The sequence below is a fragment of the Serratia sp. CY27727 genome (assembly GCF_052169275.1).
In the GTDB taxonomy this organism is placed as follows: Bacteria; Pseudomonadota; Gammaproteobacteria; order Enterobacterales; family Enterobacteriaceae; genus Serratia; species Serratia sarumanii.
Map to the genome: position 1 here is coordinate 626,881 of NZ_JBJNLB010000002.1, position 17,265 is coordinate 644,145.

At 59.9% G+C, this 17,265-nt stretch carries 21 protein-coding genes; 16 read left to right on the forward strand and 5 right to left on the reverse strand.

Features of this window, described 5'->3' with window-relative positions; translation table 11 throughout:
- The 13 genes from cheW (at position 1) to ACJ8HB_RS07865 (ending at position 12,823) form a co-directional block, all read left to right on the forward strand.
- On the forward strand, positions 1-501 hold the full coding sequence (cheW, locus tag ACJ8HB_RS07805) for a chemotaxis protein CheW (protein ID WP_025303271.1): 501 nt from the start codon (positions 1-3) through the stop codon (positions 499-501).
- 195 nt (positions 502-696) lie between these two features.
- Entirely contained in the window at positions 697-2,367 is a 1,671-nt protein-coding gene (gene tsr / locus ACJ8HB_RS07810; RefSeq protein ID WP_047571542.1) for a methyl-accepting chemotaxis protein, read from the forward strand.
- A 76-nt stretch (positions 2,368-2,443) separates the two neighbouring features.
- Complete coding sequence (locus ACJ8HB_RS07815) at positions 2,444-4,060, forward strand: methyl-accepting chemotaxis protein (RefSeq protein WP_033653630.1); 1,617 nt, start codon at positions 2,444-2,446, stop codon at positions 4,058-4,060.
- A gap of 37 nt (positions 4,061-4,097) precedes the next feature.
- A complete protein-coding gene (gene cheR / locus ACJ8HB_RS07820) occupies positions 4,098-4,970 on the forward strand; it encodes a protein-glutamate O-methyltransferase CheR (RefSeq protein WP_025159837.1) in 873 nt (290 codons plus the stop codon).
- Positions 4,970-6,019 carry a protein-glutamate methylesterase/protein-glutamine glutaminase gene (locus ACJ8HB_RS07825; RefSeq protein ID WP_033635003.1) on the forward strand — a complete coding sequence of 350 codons (1,050 nt, stop codon included), beginning with the start codon at positions 4,970-4,972 and terminating at the stop codon, positions 6,017-6,019. Before cheR ends, ACJ8HB_RS07825 begins: the two co-directional genes overlap by 1 nt.
- 102 nt (positions 6,020-6,121) lie before the next feature.
- On the forward strand, positions 6,122-6,511 hold the full coding sequence (gene cheY / locus ACJ8HB_RS07830) for a chemotaxis response regulator CheY (protein WP_004934862.1): 390 nt from the start codon (positions 6,122-6,124) through the stop codon (positions 6,509-6,511).
- Between the two features lie 10 nt (positions 6,512-6,521).
- Positions 6,522-7,166, forward strand: coding sequence for a protein phosphatase CheZ (gene cheZ / locus ACJ8HB_RS07835; protein ID WP_004934858.1), 645 nt, complete (start codon positions 6,522-6,524; stop codon positions 7,164-7,166).
- 125 nt (positions 7,167-7,291) lie between these two features.
- Positions 7,292-7,525 carry a type II toxin-antitoxin system VapB family antitoxin gene (gene vapB / locus ACJ8HB_RS07840; RefSeq protein WP_041035628.1) on the forward strand — a complete coding sequence of 78 codons (234 nt, stop codon included), beginning with the start codon at positions 7,292-7,294 and terminating at the stop codon, positions 7,523-7,525.
- Positions 7,525-7,923 (forward strand): type II toxin-antitoxin system tRNA(fMet)-specific endonuclease VapC, encoded by a 399-nt coding sequence (gene vapC, locus ACJ8HB_RS07845; protein ID WP_033640020.1) that lies wholly within the window; start codon positions 7,525-7,527, stop codon positions 7,921-7,923. The genes vapB and vapC overlap by 1 nt, the downstream gene beginning before the upstream one ends.
- Positions 7,924-8,052: 129 nt before the next feature.
- The gene (gene flhB / locus ACJ8HB_RS07850; RefSeq protein ID WP_015378261.1) at positions 8,053-9,204 is read left to right on the forward strand and encodes a flagellar biosynthesis protein FlhB; all 1,152 of its coding nucleotides are present in this window, start codon (positions 8,053-8,055) and stop codon (positions 9,202-9,204) included.
- Positions 9,197-11,275: a flagellar biosynthesis protein FlhA gene (gene flhA / locus ACJ8HB_RS07855; RefSeq protein WP_033635001.1), complete on the forward strand. Its 2,079-nt coding sequence runs from the start codon at positions 9,197-9,199 to the stop codon at positions 11,273-11,275. Before flhB ends, flhA begins: the two co-directional genes overlap by 8 nt.
- Positions 11,275-11,679 carry a flagellar protein FlhE gene (locus ACJ8HB_RS07860; protein ID WP_047571543.1) on the forward strand — a complete coding sequence of 135 codons (405 nt, stop codon included), beginning with the start codon at positions 11,275-11,277 and terminating at the stop codon, positions 11,677-11,679. Before flhA ends, ACJ8HB_RS07860 begins: the two co-directional genes overlap by 1 nt.
- A gap of 328 nt (positions 11,680-12,007) precedes the next feature.
- Positions 12,008-12,823 carry a 5'-nucleotidase, lipoprotein e(P4) family gene (locus tag ACJ8HB_RS07865; protein ID WP_047571544.1) on the forward strand — a complete coding sequence of 272 codons (816 nt, stop codon included), beginning with the start codon at positions 12,008-12,010 and terminating at the stop codon, positions 12,821-12,823.
- Between the two features lie 244 nt (positions 12,824-13,067).
- On the opposite strand, the gene ACJ8HB_RS07870 is transcribed toward ACJ8HB_RS07865, so the two are convergent.
- From ACJ8HB_RS07870 to flgA, 5 genes are all read right to left on the reverse strand, one after another.
- Positions 13,068-13,370 (reverse strand): helix-turn-helix domain-containing protein, encoded by a 303-nt coding sequence (locus tag ACJ8HB_RS07870; RefSeq protein WP_047571545.1) that lies wholly within the window; start codon positions 13,368-13,370, stop codon positions 13,068-13,070.
- A complete protein-coding gene (locus tag ACJ8HB_RS07875; RefSeq protein ID WP_047571546.1) occupies positions 13,363-13,737 on the reverse strand; it encodes a type II toxin-antitoxin system RelE/ParE family toxin in 375 nt (124 codons plus the stop codon). The genes ACJ8HB_RS07870 and ACJ8HB_RS07875 overlap by 8 nt, the downstream gene beginning before the upstream one ends.
- Positions 13,738-13,967: 230 nt before the next feature.
- A complete protein-coding gene (locus ACJ8HB_RS07880; protein WP_033634998.1) occupies positions 13,968-14,402 on the reverse strand; it encodes a flagella synthesis protein FlgN in 435 nt (144 codons plus the stop codon).
- A gap of 40 nt (positions 14,403-14,442) precedes the next feature.
- Positions 14,443-14,754 carry a flagellar biosynthesis anti-sigma factor FlgM gene (gene flgM, locus ACJ8HB_RS07885; protein WP_033653635.1) on the reverse strand — a complete coding sequence of 104 codons (312 nt, stop codon included), beginning with the start codon at positions 14,752-14,754 and terminating at the stop codon, positions 14,443-14,445.
- A 129-nt stretch (positions 14,755-14,883) separates the two neighbouring features.
- A complete protein-coding gene (gene flgA / locus ACJ8HB_RS07890; protein WP_033634996.1) occupies positions 14,884-15,537 on the reverse strand; it encodes a flagellar basal body P-ring formation chaperone FlgA in 654 nt (217 codons plus the stop codon).
- Positions 15,538-15,697: 160 nt separating this feature from the next.
- Between flgA and flgB the strand changes: the two genes are divergently transcribed.
- From flgB to flgD, 3 genes are read left to right on the forward strand one after another with little or no spacing between them, the layout of a single operon-like run.
- Complete coding sequence (flgB, locus tag ACJ8HB_RS07895) at positions 15,698-16,111, forward strand: flagellar basal body rod protein FlgB (protein WP_033634995.1); 414 nt, start codon at positions 15,698-15,700, stop codon at positions 16,109-16,111.
- A 5-nt stretch (positions 16,112-16,116) separates the two neighbouring features.
- Positions 16,117-16,521 (forward strand): flagellar basal body rod protein FlgC, encoded by a 405-nt coding sequence (gene flgC / locus ACJ8HB_RS07900; RefSeq protein WP_004934826.1) that lies wholly within the window; start codon positions 16,117-16,119, stop codon positions 16,519-16,521.
- A 12-nt stretch (positions 16,522-16,533) separates the two neighbouring features.
- On the forward strand, positions 16,534-17,211 hold the full coding sequence (gene flgD, locus ACJ8HB_RS07905; protein WP_033634994.1) for a flagellar hook assembly protein FlgD: 678 nt from the start codon (positions 16,534-16,536) through the stop codon (positions 17,209-17,211).
- Positions 17,212-17,265 lie beyond the last annotated feature (54 nt).

The window sequence follows — 17,265 nt, forward strand, 5'->3', positions numbered from 1 at the left end:
ATGGCAGGATTGGCAGCCGTCAGCAAATTGGCTGGCGAAACGGTAGGGCAAGAGTTTCTGATTTTCACCCTGGGCAATGAGGAGTACGGCATCGATATCCTCAAGGTGCAGGAAATTCGCGGCTACGATCAGGTGACCCGCATCGCCAACACGCCGGCGTTCATCAAGGGCGTCACCAACCTGCGCGGCGTGATTGTCCCGATCATCGATCTGCGGGTGAAATTCTCGCAGCAAAGCGTGTCTTACGATGAAAACACCGTGGTGATCGTGCTGAACTTTGGTCAGCGCGTGGTGGGCATCGTGGTCGACGGCGTTTCCGACGTGCTGTCGCTGACCGCCGAGCAGATCCGCCCGGCGCCGGAGTTCGCGGTGACGCTGGCGACCGAATACCTCACCGGTCTCGGTTCGCTGGGCGAGCGCATGCTGATCCTGGTGGATATCGAAAAGCTGCTGAGCAGCGAAGAGATGTCGCTGGTCGACAGCGTGGCGAAAAGCGTCTGATTCATGACCCCAGGGGGCAGGGCGCTGCCCCCTTCATCCATCACTCTTCCTGACCTGTCGCGGCGCCGCAGACCGCGCCCGGAACCCCCACTAAAAATAGTTACTTTCCCGCATAAAGTTTTGCCGCACGGCGCCGATAACTCTCACATTCAACGTCATCAGAGCCTGTCTGCGCGGGCTTCAACAAGGGAAATCATGTTAAATCGTATGAAGGTGGTCACCAGCCTGTTGCTGGTGTTGGTGCTGTTTGGCGCCTTGCAGTTGATTTCGGGCGGACTCTTTTTCTCCTCGCTGAAAAGCGATAAGGAAAACTTTACCGTCCTGCAAACGATCCGCCAGCAGCAGTCTGAATTGAACGAAAGCTGGGTCAACCTGCTGCAGACTCGTAATACCCTGAACCGAGCGGGTATTCGTTACATGATGGATACCAACAAAATCGGCAGCGGTGCCACCGTCACCGATCTGTTGACTTCGGCGAAGAGCATGCTGACGGTCGCGGAACAGCATTACGCCGCCTATGAAAAAATTCCTCTCGATCCGCGTCAGGACGTGCAGTCCGCGGAAAAACTCAAGCAACAGTATGACATCCTGCACGGTGCTTTGACCGAACTGATTCAGCTGTTGGGCGAAGGCAAAATCAATGCCTTCTTCGATCAACCGACACAAAGCTATCAGGACGGTTTCGAGCAGATCTACAACACCTACCTGGCACAAAACGACAAGCTGTACCAAGGCGCGGTAGAAGACAGCAACAAGTCGTTCTCCTCGGCCATTTGGACGCTGGTGATCGTGTTGCTGGTCGTGTTGGCCGTGATCGTGCTCGTTTGGACCGGCATCCATCATATCCTGGTGCGCCCGCTGAACCGCATGATTGACCACATCAAACAGATCGCCGCCGGCGACCTGACTCAGCAGATCGTCGTCACCAGCCGCAACGAAATGGGCGTGCTGGCGGCCAGCCTGAAACACATGCAAAGCGAACTGATCGAAACCGTCAGCGGCGTGCGTCAGGGCGCGGACGCCATCTACAGCGGCGCGTCTGAAATCGCCGCGGGCAACAACGATCTCTCCTCCCGCACCGAGCAGCAGGCCGCTTCGCTGGAAGAGACCGCCGCCAGCATGGAACAGCTGACCGCGACGGTGAAACAGAACGCCGAAAACGCCCGTCAGGCTTCACAGCTGGCGCTGAGCGCCTCCGAAACCGCGCAGAAGGGCGGCAAGGTGGTGGCCAACGTGGTGCAGACCATGCACGACATCGCCGGCAGCTCGCAGAAAATCGCCGATATCACCGGCGTGATCGACGGCATCGCCTTCCAGACCAACATCCTGGCGTTGAACGCCGCGGTGGAAGCGGCGCGCGCCGGCGAGCAGGGCCGCGGCTTCGCGGTGGTGGCCGGTGAAGTGCGCAACCTGGCGCAGCGCAGCGCACAGGCGGCCAAAGAGATCAAAGGCCTGATCGAAGACTCGGTCAGCCGCGTCGATATGGGTTCCGTATTGGTCGAGAGCGCCGGCGAAACCATGGGCGACATCGTCAACGCCGTTACCCGCGTGACCGACATCATGGGCGAAATCGCCTCGGCTTCGGACGAACAGAGCCGCGGGATCGATCAGGTTGGCCAGGCGGTAGCGGAAATGGACCGCGTGACCCAGCAGAACGCCTCGTTGGTGGAAGAATCCGCCTCGGCGGCGGCGGCGCTGGAAGAACAGGCCAGCATGCTGACCCAATCGGTGGCGGTATTCCGCCTGAGGCCGGAAGGCCAGGAAGAGTTTAAAGCGCCTGTCACCAGCAAGGCGACGGTAACACCGGTAATCAATCATAAGAAAATGAACGCCAGCGATCTGCAGGATAACTGGGAAACGTTCTGACCGGTATCGGGCCTCTCTCGCAGCGGCCCTTTTCCCTACGTAGGCCGGTCGCCGGCCGGCTGCAAGGAGGTTCACAGTGTTTAACCGAATCCGTATCTCTACCAGCTTGTTCCTGTTGTTGATGACCTTCTGCGTTCTGCAGCTGGCCAGCAGCGGCCTGTCGTATTCCGCGTTTCGTTCCGATAACCACAACCTCGACATCATCACCCTCGGCAGCCAGCAGCGCGATTCGCTCAGCCTGAGCTGGGTGTCGCTGTTGCAGGCGCGCAATACGCTGAACCGCGCCGGCACCCGTGCGGCGCTGAAACTGCCGCAGGAGCAGGTGAACGAATTGATGAGCAGCGCCCGCAGTTCGCTGCAGAAGGCCGATCTCTATTTCAATCAGTTCATGGCGGTTGAGCGCAGCAGTGAGCAACAGAGTCAGCAGACGGCAACCACCAAGGCCAGCTACGAGCGGCTGCGCGGCGCGCTGCGCGAGCTGATCGGCTTTCTGGAGAAAGGGGAGCTGCAGGCGTTTATGGACCAGCCGACGCAGAAAACCCAGGACTTGTTCGAAGCCGACTTCGTGCAGTACCTGCAGTTGGTCAACGGCGACATCAGCGAAGCCAGAGACGCCAACCAGTTCTCCTTCACGCTGGCGGGCCTGATGCTGGCGGGGGCGGTCTTGATGCTGATCGTGGTGACCGGCAGCGCCATGTGGTGGTTACGCACCATGCTGGTACAGCCGCTGAACCAGATCCGCAGCCACTTTGAACGCATCGCCGCCGGCGATTTGGCGACGCCGATTCAGGTGTATGGCCGCAATGAAATCAGCATGCTGTTCGCCAGCCTGCAACGCACGCAGCAGTCGCTGATCGGCACCGTCGGCGCGGTGCGCGACGGGGCGGAGTCGATTCTGATCGGCCTGCAGGAGATCGCCGAAGGCAACAACGATCTCTCTTCCCGCACCGAGCAGCAGGCCGCGTCGCTGGAAGAAACCGCCGCCAGCATGGAACAGCTGACCGCCACGGTGAAACAGAACGCCGATAATGCGCGGCAGGCTTCTCAGCTGGCGCGCGACGCCTCGGCTACCGCGGCCAAGGGCGGCGAACTGGCCGGCGACGTGGTGACCACCATGCACGATATCGCCAACAGTTCGCAGAAAATCGGCGCCATCACCAGCGTGATTGACGGCATCGCCTTCCAGACCAACATTCTGGCGCTCAATGCGGCGGTGGAAGCGGCGCGCGCCGGTGAACAGGGGCGCGGTTTCGCCGTGGTCGCCGGCGAAGTGCGCAACCTGGCGAGCCGCAGCGCGCAGGCGGCGAAAGAGATCAAGGTGCTGATCGACGAATCGGTCAGCCGCGTCAAACACGGCTCGGTGCTGGTGGAAAACTCCGGCGCCACCATGCAGGACATCGTGCGTTCGGTGACCCGCGTGACCGACATCATGGGCGAGATCGCGTCGGCTTCGGATGAACAGAGCCGCGGCATCGAGCAGGTGACGCAGGCGGTGACTCAGATGGATCAGGTCACCCAGCAGAACGCCGCGCTGGTGGAAGAGTCCGCTTCTGCCGCCACCGCGCTGGAAGAGCAGGCCATTACCCTGGCTGATGCGGTCGCAGTATTCCGTCTGGCGGACGATAACTTCGTCGCGCCAGGTAACAGCAACAACGCAGTTTCACCCGTGGTAAAGGAAGCCCAAGATTGTTAAACCGCATAAGCAGCACGTGTTTCCCCGGTGAGGTGGCATGAAACAGGCGCCGTCAACTTCTAACCGGGATACTGCGTCGATGTTGACGCAAATGGTGCAGCGCCTGCCGCTGTCGGACGTGCATTTTCGCCGTATCAGCCAGTTGATTTATCAACGCGCCGGCATCGTGCTGGCGGAGCATAAGCGCGAGATGGTTTACAACCGTCTGGTGCGCCGGCTGCGGCTGTTGGGATTGCACGATTTCGGCGACTACCTGGCGCTGCTGGAAAGCGATCCGAACAGCGCGGAGTGGCAGGCGTTTATCAACGCGCTGACCACCAACCTGACGGCCTTTTTCCGCGAGGCGCACCATTTCCCGATCCTGGCGGAACACGCGCGCTCGCGGCCGAACGGCTACAGCGTCTGGAGCACCGCGGCCTCGACCGGCGAAGAGCCGTATTCGATCGCCATCACGTTGAGCGATGCATTGGGCCAGCGGGCCGGCAGTTGCCAGGTCTGGGCCAGCGACATCGATACGCAGGTGCTGGAAAAAGCGGAAGCAGGCGTTTACCGCCAGGAAGATCTGCGCACCCTGACGCCGACCCAAATGCAGCGCTATTTCCTGCGCGGCACCGGGCCGCATCAGGGGCTGGTGCGCGTGCGGCCGGAGCTGGCGGCGCGGGTGAACTTTCAGCCGCTGAACCTGCTGGCGCCGGAGTGGGCGCTGCCGGGGCAATTCGACGCCATTTTTTGCCGCAACGTCATGATCTATTTCGATAAGGCGACGCAGGAGCGCATCCTGCGCCGCTTCGTTCCCTTGCTTAAGCCGGGGGGGCTGATGTTCGCCGGCCACTCCGAGAATTTCAGCCAGATCAGCCGGGATTTCTACTTGCGTGGGCAGACCGTGTATGGGCTGACCAAGGAGAGGTAATGAGTAAAATCAGAGTGTTATGCGTAGACGATTCGGCACTGATGCGCCAGCTGATGACGGAAATCGTGAACGGCCACGCCGACATGGAAATGGTGGCGACCGCGCCGGATCCGCTGGTGGCGCGCGATCTGATCAAAAAATTTAATCCCCAGGTGCTGACGCTGGACGTCGAGATGCCGCGCATGGACGGGCTGGATTTCCTCGAGAAGCTGATGCGCCTGCGGCCGATGCCGGTGGTGATGGTCTCTTCGCTGACCGGCAAAGGCTCGGAAATCACGCTGCGCGCGCTGGAGCTGGGCGCGGTGGACTTCGTGACCAAACCGCAGCTCGGCATTCGCGAAGGCATGTTGGCCTACAGCGAGCTGATTGCCGAGAAGATCCGCACCGCCGCCAGGGCGCGCCTGCCGCAGCGTTCCAACAGCCCGGCGCCGGCGATCCTCAGCCACGCGCCGCTGCTGAGCAGTGAAAAACTGATCGCCATCGGCGCTTCCACCGGCGGCACCGAAGCGATCCGCCAGGTGCTGCAGCCGCTGCCTGCCACCAGTCCGGCGCTGCTGATCACCCAGCACATGCCGCCCGGTTTCACCCGTTCGTTCGCCGAGCGGCTGAACAAGCTGTGCCAGATCACGGTGAAAGAAGCGGAAGACGGCGAGCGCGTGCTGCCGGGCCATGCCTACATCGCGCCGGGGGACCGCCACCTGGAGCTGGCGCGCAGCGGCGCCAACTATCAGGTGAAGCTGCATGACGGCCCGGCGGTCAACCGCCATCGTCCGTCGGTCGACGTGCTGTTCCGCTCGGTGGCGCAATATGCCGGCCGCAATGCGGTGGGCGTGATCCTCACCGGCATGGGCAACGACGGGGCGGCGGGGATGCTGGAGATGCACCGCGCCGGGGCCTATACCCTGGCGCAAAACGAGGCGAGCTGCGTGGTGTTCGGCATGCCGCGCGAGGCGATCGCCGGCGGCGGCGTCAGCGAAGTGGTCGAGCTGGACAGGATGAGCCAGCGCATGTTGGCGCAGATCGCCGGCGGCCAGGCATTGCGCATTTGATTTTAGTCCGCAGGGTCTACCCGGCGGCGATATGACCCAGGTTTGCCGCGCGGCGGTCTGCGGTTTTGCATCATTAAACGGTTAACTATTTCAGGAGTAACAATGGCAGACAAGAACCTCAGATTTCTGGTTGTGGACGATTTTTCCACCATGCGTCGCATCGTCAGAAATCTGCTCAAAGAGCTGGGCTTCAACAACGTCGAAGAAGCTGAAGACGGCGCGGATGCGCTGAACAAGCTGCGCGCCGGCGGTTTCGACTTCGTGGTGTCCGACTGGAACATGCCGAACATGGACGGGCTGGAGCTGCTGCAAACCATCCGCGCCGATAGCGCGCTGGCCGCGATGCCGGTATTGATGGTGACGGCGGAAGCCAAGAAAGAAAATATCATCGCGGCGGCGCAGGCCGGCGCCAGCGGTTATGTAGTGAAACCATTTACGGCGGCGACGCTGGAAGAAAAGCTCAACAAGATTTTTGAAAAATTGGGCATGTAAGGAGAGGGCGATGAGAGACATTCCAATGCCTGCCAGCGATGCAGCGACCGCGGGAGAGATCATCTCCCGCATCGGCCAACTGACCCGAATGCTGCGCGACAGCATGCGCGAACTGGGGCTCGATCAGGCGATCGCCCAGGCGGCAGAGGCGATCCCGGATGCGCGCGACCGTCTTGACTATGTCGTAACCATGACGGCGCAGGCGGCGGAACGGGCGTTGAACTGCGTGGAGGCGGCGCAACCGCGCCAGGCGGAGCTGGAATCCGGCGCCAACGCGTTGAAGGGGCGCTGGGACGAGTGGTTCGCCAATCCTATCGAACTGGACGACGCGCGTTCTCTGGTCAACGACACGCGCCAGTATCTGGATCAGGTGCCGGGCCATACGGCCTTCACCAACGCCCAGCTGCTGGAGATCATGATGGCGCAGGACTTCCAGGATCTGACCGGTCAGGTGATCAAGCGCATGATGGACGTGGTGCAGGAGATCGAAAAGCAGCTGCTGATGGTGCTGATGGAAAACATGCCGGAGCAGCCGGTGAAGGAAAAACGGCCGAACGACAGCCTGCTGAACGGCCCGCAGCTCGATCAGAACGGCGTCGGCGTGATCGCCAACCAGGCGCAGGTCGACGATCTGCTCGACAGCCTCGGTTTCTGAGGCTTATCGGGGCGCGCAGCGGCGCGCCCCGAAAGTTGCGCTGTGCCCCGCAAAGATTGATGTATATAGCGTTGCTATATACATCATGGCGGTTATAATTTGTACTCCAGTTAAAGGAGGTTGCCATGACGTTAGGTTCTGTCTTTACCAATAATCGGACACAGGCTGTACGCTTGCCTGCAGAGGTGCGTTTCCCTGATACCGTTTCTAAAGTGACCGTCCGCGTAGTGGGCAAAGAGCGCATTCTTGCCCCCCTGGAGAATACCTGGGACAGTTTCTTCTGTGCGGAAAATGAGGTGAGCGATGATTTCCTCAATGAACGTGCCGGGCAGCACCAGCGCGAGCGGGAAGATTTTTGATGTTCAGTCATATGCTGGACACCAACATTGTTATCTATGTCATTAAGCGCCGGCCGCTGGAAGTGCTGGAGGCATTCAATCGCTATGCAGGTAAAATGGTCATTTCGTCAATCACCTATGGCGAATTGGTTCACGGGGTGGAGAAAAGCGCTCGCCCAGCGGTGAACGCCAGAGTGGTTGAGGATTTTGTCTCCCGATTGGACATTCTCGATTACAGCGCCAAAGCGGCATCGCACTACGGCAACATCCGGGCTGCGCTGGAACGCCAGGGAACGCCTATTGGCGTAAACGATCTACATATCGCCGGGCATGCGCGCAGCGAAGGATTGATCCTGGTGACCAATAATCGACGCGAATTTGAGCGCGTTGAGGGTTTGCGGCTGGAAAATTGGTTGTAATGTCTCCCCCTTGATTGTCTCATCCCCTAAATAACCCGCCTTTTCCCCCGTTGTTCCGTCAATGACATCGCCAATTTTTTGGCATGCTGACCGCCATTCTTTACCCTCCCGACACAGGAACGGCGTTTCGTGGCTGAAGACAGCGATCTGGAAAAAAGCGAGGCCCCCACGCCCCACAGGCTGGAGAAGGCGCGTGAAGACGGCCAGATCCCGCGTTCCCGCGAACTGACCTCGGTACTGATGCTGCTCTCGGGCCTGGCGATCATCCTGATGTCCGGCAGCAACATGGCGCAACAGTTGGCGGCGATGCTCACGCAGGGCTTGAACTTCGACCACGGCATGGTCAGCAATGATAAACAGATGCTGCGCCAGCTGGGCATGTTGCTGCGCCAGGCGGTGCTGGCGCTGTTGCCGATCATGGCGGGGCTGGTGCTGGTGGCGCTCGCCGCGCCGATGCTGTTGGGGGGCATCCTGTTCAGCGGCAAGTCGATCAAGTTCGACTTGAAACGGCTGAACCCGTTGTCCGGGTTGAAACGCATCTTTTCCAGCCAGGTGCTGGCCGAGCTGCTGAAAGGGATCCTGAAAGCGACGCTGGTCGGCTGGGTGACCGGCCTCTATCTGTGGCACAACTGGGCGGCGATGTTGCATCTGATGACCCAGCAGCCGCTCGACGCGTTGGGCAATGCGCTGCAGATGATTCTGTTCTGCGGTTTTCTGGTGGTGCTGGGATTGACGCCGATGGTGGCGTTCGACGTGTTCTACCAGCTGTGGAGCCACTTCAAAAAGCTGAAGATGACCAAGCAGGATATTCGCGACGAATTCAAGGATCAGGAGGGGGATCCGCACGTCAAGGGGCGCATTCGTCAGCAGCAGCGGGCGATCGCCCGGCGCCGCATGATGGCCGATGTGCCCAAGGCGGACGTGATCGTCACCAACCCGACGCACTACGCCGTCGCGTTGCAGTACAACGATAAGAAAATGAGTGCGCCGAAAGTGCTGGCCAAGGGCGCCGGTGAAATCGCCTTGCGCATCCGCGAGCTCGGCGCGGAACACCGCATCCCGATGCTGGAAGCGCCGCCGCTGGCGCGTGCGCTGTATCGACACAGCGAGATTGGGCAACATATTCCGGCCACCCTGTATGCCGCGGTCGCCGAAGTGCTGGCCTGGGTGTACCAGCTACGCCGCTGGCGGCGCGAGGGCGGCCTGATCCCGAAAAAACCTGAACGTTTACCGGTGCCGGAAGCACTGGATTTTGCAAAAGAGAGTGACTCTGATGGCTAATTTGGCCTCCCTGCTTCGTTTGCCGGGCAATTTTAAAGATACGCAGTGGCAGGTGTTGGCCGGCCCGGTGTTGATCCTGCTGATCCTGTCGATGATGGTGCTGCCGTTGCCGGCGTTTATCCTCGACCTGCTGTTTACCTTCAACATCGCGCTGTCGATCATGGTGCTGCTGGTGGCGATGTTCACCCAGCGCACGCTCGAATTCGCCGCCTTCCCGACCATTCTGCTGTTCTCAACGTTGCTGCGTTTGTCGCTCAACGTCGCGTCGACGCGCATCATCTTGCTGGAAGGGCACACCGGTTCCGCCGCCGCCGGCCGCGTGGTGGAGGCCTTCGGCCATTTCCTGGTGGGCGGCAACTTCGCCATCGGTATCGTGGTGTTCATCATCCTGGTGTTGATCAACTTCATGGTGATCACCAAGGGGGCGGGGCGTATCGCCGAAGTGGGCGCGCGCTTTGTGCTGGACGGCATGCCGGGTAAGCAGATGGCGATCGACGCAGACCTGAACGCCGGGTTGATCGGCGAGGACGAAGCGAAGAAACGCCGCGCCGAAGTCACCCAGGAGGCCGATTTCTACGGCTCGATGGACGGCGCCAGTAAATTCGTGCGCGGCGACGCCATCGCCGGCCTGATGATCATGGTGCTGAACGTGGTCGGCGGCCTGTTGGTCGGCGTGGTGCAACACGGCATGGAGCTGGGGGCGGCGGCGGAAAGCTATACGCTGCTGACCATCGGCGACGGCCTGGTGGCGCAGATCCCGGCGCTGGTGATCTCCACCGCCGCCGGTGTTATCGTCACCCGCGTCGCGACCGATCAGGACGTCGGCGAGCAGATGGTGGGCCAGCTGTTCAACAATCCGCGCGTGATGCTGTTGAGCGCCGGGGTGCTCGGGCTATTGGGCCTGGTACCGGGCATGCCGAACCTGGTGTTCCTGCTGTTTACCGCCGCTTTGCTGGGCCTGGCCTGGTGGCTGCGCGGCCGTGAACAACAGGCGCCGAGAGCGGTTGAAGAGCCAGTGATGCCGGACAACCCGCAGGCCGCCGAGGCCAGCTGGGCCGACGTGCAGTTGGAAGATCCGCTGGGGATGGAGGTGGGCTATCGGTTGATTCCGATGGTCGATTTTCAACAGAACGGCGAGCTGCTGGGCCGTATTCGCGGTATCCGCAAGAAATTCGCGCAGGACATGGGCTATCTGCCGCCGGTGGTACACATTCGCGACAACCTGGAACTGCCGCCAGCCAGCTACCGCATCCTGATGAAAGGCGTCGAAATCGGCAGCGGTGAAGCGCAGCCGGGCCGCTGGCTGGCGATCAACCCCGGCAATGCCGTGGGCGAGCTGGCGGGAGACAAAACCGTCGATCCGGCCTTTGGGCTCGAGGCGGTGTGGATCGACAGTGCCTTGCGCGAGCAGGCGCAGATCCAGGGCTTTACCGTGGTGGAAGCCAGCACCGTGGTGGCGACACACCTCAACCACCTGATCGGCCAGTTCGCCAGCGAGCTGTTTGGCCGCCAGGAAACCCAACAGTTGCTGGATCGCGTGTCGCAGGAAATGCCGAAGCTGACCGAAGACTTCGTGCCGGGCGTGGTATCACTGACCACGCTGCACAAGGTGCTGCAAAACCTGCTGGCCGAGCGCGTCTCCATCCGCGATATGCGCACCATTGTCGAAACGTTGGCGGAGCACGCTCCGGCGCAGAGCGATCCTTATGAACTGACCACCGTGGTGCGAGTGGCGCTGGGCCGGGCGATCACGCAGCAGTGGTTCCCGGGCAACGGCGAGATTCAGGTCATCGGTCTGGATACCCAACTGGAGCGTCTGTTGCTGCAGGCGTTGCAGGGCGGCGGCGGTCTGGAGCCGGGGCTGGCCGATCGCCTGCTGGAGCAGGCGCGCCAGGCGCTGCAGCGGCAAGAGATGCTCAGCGCGCCGCCGGTGCTGTTGGTTAACCATGCGCTGCGGCCTTTACTGGCGCGCTTCCTGCGTCGCAGCCTGCCGCAGCTCGTGGTGCTGTCCAACCTCGAGATCAACGACGATCGCCAGATTCGCATGACCTCGACCATCGGAGCCGCTTGATGAAACGCTGTCTGTTCGTGCTGTGTTTGCTGGCCCCGTTGACTGCCGGCGCGGTGTCCGGCTCTTGGGTGGCCGAAGGGGCGGGCGTGACGTTGGAACAGGGCGGCATGCGCGATGAGTCCGCCGCTTTGCGGCCGCCGAACGCGCTGCCGGACGCCAATGCGCGCATCACCCGCGTCAGCTGGCGCTACCGTTTGCTGGGGCAGGAGCCGGCCGGGCTGCAGGCCCAGCTCTGCACGGTAAACCGCTGCATTCCGCTCGGCGGCGGCAGCGGCAGCAGCAACGGTCTGCAGGGCGAACCGGCCAATGCGGAATTGCGCTTTGTCTATTACGTGCAGTCGCAAGGCGGGCTGAACCCGCCGCTGCGGGTGATTGGCAATCAGGTGATCGTCAATTACGAATAGATCGCCGCCCGGTTCGGTGGGGTAGTTTGGCGCCGGCCGGCGTTATGCTTAAGCGATAAAATGAGCCTGGAAATTCAAGACTCACGGCCGCCTTTGTCGCGCGGCACAATCTGGAGCCTGTTTGTGTGACAACAGTCATAATCCTATTTTTATACGTTGTTTCTCTCTTTGTTTTATTGTAATTTCCGCTTAATCTTCAAATTTATGAAGATTAAACGTGCGTGAAGCGCATTAATTTACCCGTCCCTCAGTAAATTATGCGCAATGTATTAACTATATAAATAATCCTCGCCGTACTCTCATAAAATTAAACTTATATGGAGTATCTATGAAAATTTTAAAATCATACATGCCATTATTACTTTTATGCGTGGCTTTCACCGCTTCGTCAAATAATCACTGCGATCCTTCCCGGACTGAACTGCCCGCCAGTTGCCTCACGGAACAATTCGCCATGTCGGTATTGTGGTATCAGAATGCGGCAGAGGCACGGGCGGCTTTTTATCAAGGGTATCAGTTGGGCAAGCTCCGACTTGAGCAGGAATTAAAGAATAAATCGGAGAAGCCGCGTGCCGTCGTGCTGGATCTTGATGAGACCGTGCTGGATGACAGCCCGCACCAGGCCTGGTTGATAAAGAACCAGTCGTTTTTGCTTGACGGTTGGGACGAATGGGTCGACATGGCAGCGGCGGAAGCCGTGCCCGGCGCTATCGATTTCCTGAGGTTTGCCGATGAAAACGGCGTTACCATTTTCTACCTGAGTGACAGAAAGCAGTCGCAGATTGACGTGACGCTAAAAAATTTACGCCGCATTAATTTGCCTCAGGCGAAAAAAGAAAATCTGTTGTTAAAAACACCGGAGATGCAGGGTAAACAGAGTCGTCGCGACGCGTTGGAAAGCCAGTATGACGTCGTGCTGTATTTTGGCGACAATCTGGCTGACTTTATTGATTCAAAAGGTAAAAGCCAGGCTGAAAGGAATAAAATGATGGAGGATGTGCAGCAAGAATTTGGCCAGCGTTTTATTATCTTCCCGAATCCGATGTATGGCGATTGGTATGGCGGTATTATCGATGGGCAGTTTAAAGCGAAAAACAATGAGCTTTATAAGCTGCGAGCGTCTAAATTGACGCCGTTTAAGTAACAAAAACAGGTAAGGTAAATGTAAGCTACGGGCATTTATGGTATGAATATAAATACCCTGAAGCGTTTTATTCAATAGGCCGATTCGCTGGCTCTCGATATGAAGCAATTAATAGAATCGATAATATACATCGGATAGTTCCTTGTTGTATCGAGGGCTGTTTAATGTGTTCTGATTTCAACATCGATTTTCTGGCCGACGGCTGCCGACCTCATCCGGTGAGCGAAGTGGCGGGAGGGGCGCCTCAGGCCAGGATCGCCAGGCCGTTGCGTTCCACCAGCGTCAACAGTTTCATCGCGGCGGAGTTCGGTTGCGCTTCGCCGCGCTCCCATTTCTGCACCGCCTTTTTGCTGACGTTGAGATACAGCGCAAACACCGGCTGACTGACGTTTTCGCGTTCGCGCAATGCGCGGATCTCGGCCGGCCCGAACTGTTTCACCGGCCGCAGGCACAGCATGTCGAAGGTGCGCATGGTCACGTCGTCGACGAAACCGGCGCGGTGCAGGCCCTGAACTTCCTGGTGGATCTCGGCAAGAATTTTACTCATCGCTTAGCCTCCGTAATTCCTTGTTGTTGACCAGCTGGTAAAGTCTGAATGGCGAATAATCCAGATACAGCGCAGCCAGATGTTTCAATCCTTGTAACTCATCCGTACTGATGTTTTCTCTCTCGCTTTTGGCAAAGCCGCGCATAAAAAACAGGCGTTCTTCATCGCGAAAAACGATCAGTACCCGGTAGCCGCCCCGTTTGCCCGCACCCGTCCGAGCGATGCGCTTTTTGTATACGCAACCGCCAAGATTGGCGTCGTACAGCTGACGTTGCATCTCTCGCGCCGCTTTCACTATCGTGGCGTCGCTGATGCGCTCGCGCGCGGCAAAACCCAGAAAGGTTTTGGTGAGATAAATATCGGCCATTCGCTCTCCCTGCGAATCTATACCCGTTAAGGGTATATTTCAAGTGGTTTAAAAATAACCACAGGGTGACAAGCGGCCAAAGGGAAAGAAACAGCCAAATTCACGGCATGCGCAGCCTGGCGCATAGCGTTAAGGGAATTCAGAAAGCGGTAAGAAGAAAATGCGAGAGGCTGCGCATAACCGGGGAAACCCGCGCCCGGCGGTGCGTTCACCGGGCGAAATGAGTCAGGTCAGACGCCGATTTTTCTGCCGAGCAGGCTGCCGGCGTGCGACTGGCCGTCCGGGCCATACAGCGATTTATTGTTCTTGCTCAGGATCGCCAGCGCCTGAGCGTTATGGTCGATCTGCTGATTGAGCAGCAGGCCATTGTGCTGATTCTTTTCGCGCAGCGTTTGGCTCAGCAGTTGAACGCGTTGCCAGCGATCGGCCAGGGGCGCATGGCTGGCGTAGGGCGCGCGTTGCCCGCAGGCTTTTTCCTGCCCCAGGCGCTGTTGCTCGAGGTAGGCGACCGTCGCCAGCAGCTGGCTTTTGGCATCGGTTACGCGCTGCAGCGCGACGCCGGGCAACTGGCCGGAACACAGCAAGTCGTGCTCTTCTTCCAGCACGCCATTGAGCGCCTGCAGCGTTTCCAACAGTTTATCCAGCAGTTGTGCCAGGTTTTCCATAGTGATGACTTATCCTTTACCGCTACTCGCCGCCGCGCCGTCAGTCGCGCCCGGCGATCCATTGAATGTCGCTCTGCGCGTCTTGCAGCAGCGCGTCGGCGATTTTGCCGGCGTCCATCTTCAGTTCGCCGCTGCGGATCGCCTGCTTGATGGCCTCGACCCGGCCCATATCGATATCCTGGGTGCCCGGCTGCATCAGGCGCGCCTGCGCCTCGCTCAGCTTGACCTGCGTGCCGCTGACGGCCGTTTCGGCCACGGCGGCCTTACGCGGTTGGAGCGGGTTGTCGGCCGGGGTTTCACGCGGTTGCACAGTGGAAACCGGCTGTAACCGCTGGGTGCGATCGATACTCATGGTCCATCTCCGTTTACGCCGTGACCGCTCGGGGGCGACGACGCTGCAATGAAAGTGTTGCGGCCCTGCTGGCCAATAAAATGCTGCTTGATTTGTCTTATCGGCAAGGTTTGCGGAACCTTTACTTTTTTATAACGTAATGCGGATCGCGCCGTCGTCCCCGACCACGCCGCTGACGATCTGCCCGGACGCCATGCGCACCCGCACGCTGTCTTCGGCGGCGGCGTTGTTCATCGCCTTACCCGAACCGCTGATGTTGAATCCTTCGCCCTGCGCGTTGACCTGTACCGATTGCCCGGCCTTGATAATCCAGGCCCGGCGCAGCATGGCGAGGGTCAGCGGTTGGCCGGGGCTGATGTTGCGCAGGCTGACGGCGCCCAACGCTTTGCCCGCTTCGGTCAGCGCGCGCGGCGGCAGGGTATCGAGCCGGCCTTCTTTCAACGTCAGATCCGCCGCGGTCAACCGGCTGCCGGCGCTGATGCCGCGCGCCGAAACCAGATAGCGGCCGAACACCTGCACCTGCGTTTGGATAAAACGCCGCTCCTGGCCACAGCGCGCCGAAATGCTGACGTTGCCGCCGATCCGCGCGTTGGGCGGCAGCGATAGCTGCGGCAGTTCGCAGGCGGGCCACTGGGCCGGCGGCGTGCGCACCCGCACTTTCACCTGCACCGGCTCGCCGCTGAACTTGCCTTGGATGAAGCTTTCGATTTGCGTCGCCAGATCGTCGGCGCGCGCGTTCAGACTGCACAGCAGGCCGATAAGCAGCAGCATTTTACCTTTCATCGTCATCTTCTCAAGCCTCATCGGGATACGCGTAAGTGTACCCGCAGCGCGCGCAGGCTAAGCAGATAAATAGCGCCCCATTTTGCGTTTATTCCCGCGATAGGGTGGCGCAGCGGGCGTTTATGCTGTCGACTCCAAATTCTAACCTCGCGGAGGGAGCATGCTCGACAAACTGGACGCGGCTCTGCGCTTTGGCCAAGAGGCGCTGAACTTGCGCGCCCAGCGGCAGGAAATTCTGGCCGCCAACATCGCCAACGCAGACACACCGGGTTATCAGGCGCGGGATATCGATTTCGCCAGCCAATTGAACAAAGTGCTGGAACAAGGGCGCGTCAACGGCAACGGCATGTCGCTGAACCTGACGGCGGCGCGCCACATCCCGGCGCAGACCCTGCAGCCGCCGCAGCTCGATCTGTTGTACCGGGTGCCGGACCAGCCATCGATGGACGGCAACACGGTGGACATGGATCGCGAACGCACCAACTTTGCCGATAACAGCCTGAAATATCAGACCGACCTGACGCTGCTCAACGGGCAGATCAAAGGGATGATGTCCGTGCTGCAACAAGGATAAGGCGCATGTCTTTACTGAACATTTTTGATATCTCCGGCTCGGCGCTATCGGCGCAATCCCAGCGCATGAACGTCAGCGCCAGCAACATGGCCAACGCCGACAGCGTGACCGGCCCGGACGGCGAGCCTTACCGCGCCAAGCAGGTGGTGTTCCAGGTCGCGGCGGCGCCCGGGCAGCCGACCGGCGGCGTGCGCGTCGCCCAGGTGGTGGACGATCCGGCACCCGAGCGTCTGGTGTACCAGCCGGGCAACCCACTGGCGGACGCCAAGGGTTACGTGCGCATGCCGAACGTCGACGTGGTGGGCGAAATGGTCAACACCATCTCCGCTTCCCGCAGCTACCAGGCCAACGTCGAGGTGCTCAACACCACCAAGTCGATGATGATGAAAACCCTGACGCTGGGTCAGTAACCGGAGGTTCCCATGGCTATCGCCGCAACCACCAACGAGTCGTTGGACAACACCGTCATCGGTAACAACAGCAAAAATACCAACAGCCAAGATCTGCACAACAGCTTCCTGACGCTGCTGGTGGCGCAGTTGAAAAACCAGGATCCGACCAATCCGATGCAGAACAACGAACTGACTTCGCAGCTGGCGCAGATCAACACCGTTCAGGGCATCGAAAAGCTCAACACCACGCTGGGGTCGATCTCCGGCCAGATCAACAGCAATCAGTCGCTGCAGGCGACTGCGCTGATCGGTCACGGCGTAATGGTGCCGGGCAACAACATTCTGGTCGGCAGCAAGGACGGCAAGGTCAGCACCACGCCGTTCGGCGTGGAACTGGAGCGCGCCGCCGATCAGGTGACCGCCACCATCACCAACGCCAGCGGGCAGGTGGTGCGCACCATCGAAATCGGCGGCCTGACCGCCGGCGTACACGCCTTCACCTGGGACGGTTCGCTGGATGACGGCACCACCGCGCCTGACGGCGCCTACAAAGTGGCGGTTAACGCCAAAGGCAACGGCGAGCAGCTGGTGGCGCGCAGCCTGCACTTCGGGCTGGTCAACGGCGTGATCCGCGACGGCAACGGCGCCAAATTGGATCTCGGCCTGGCCGGCAACGCCACCCTGGAAGACGTGCGACAGATCTTATAACCCTAAGCATCAGGCTCAATCGGACGATAGCCTGACCACTATTCGGAGAATAAC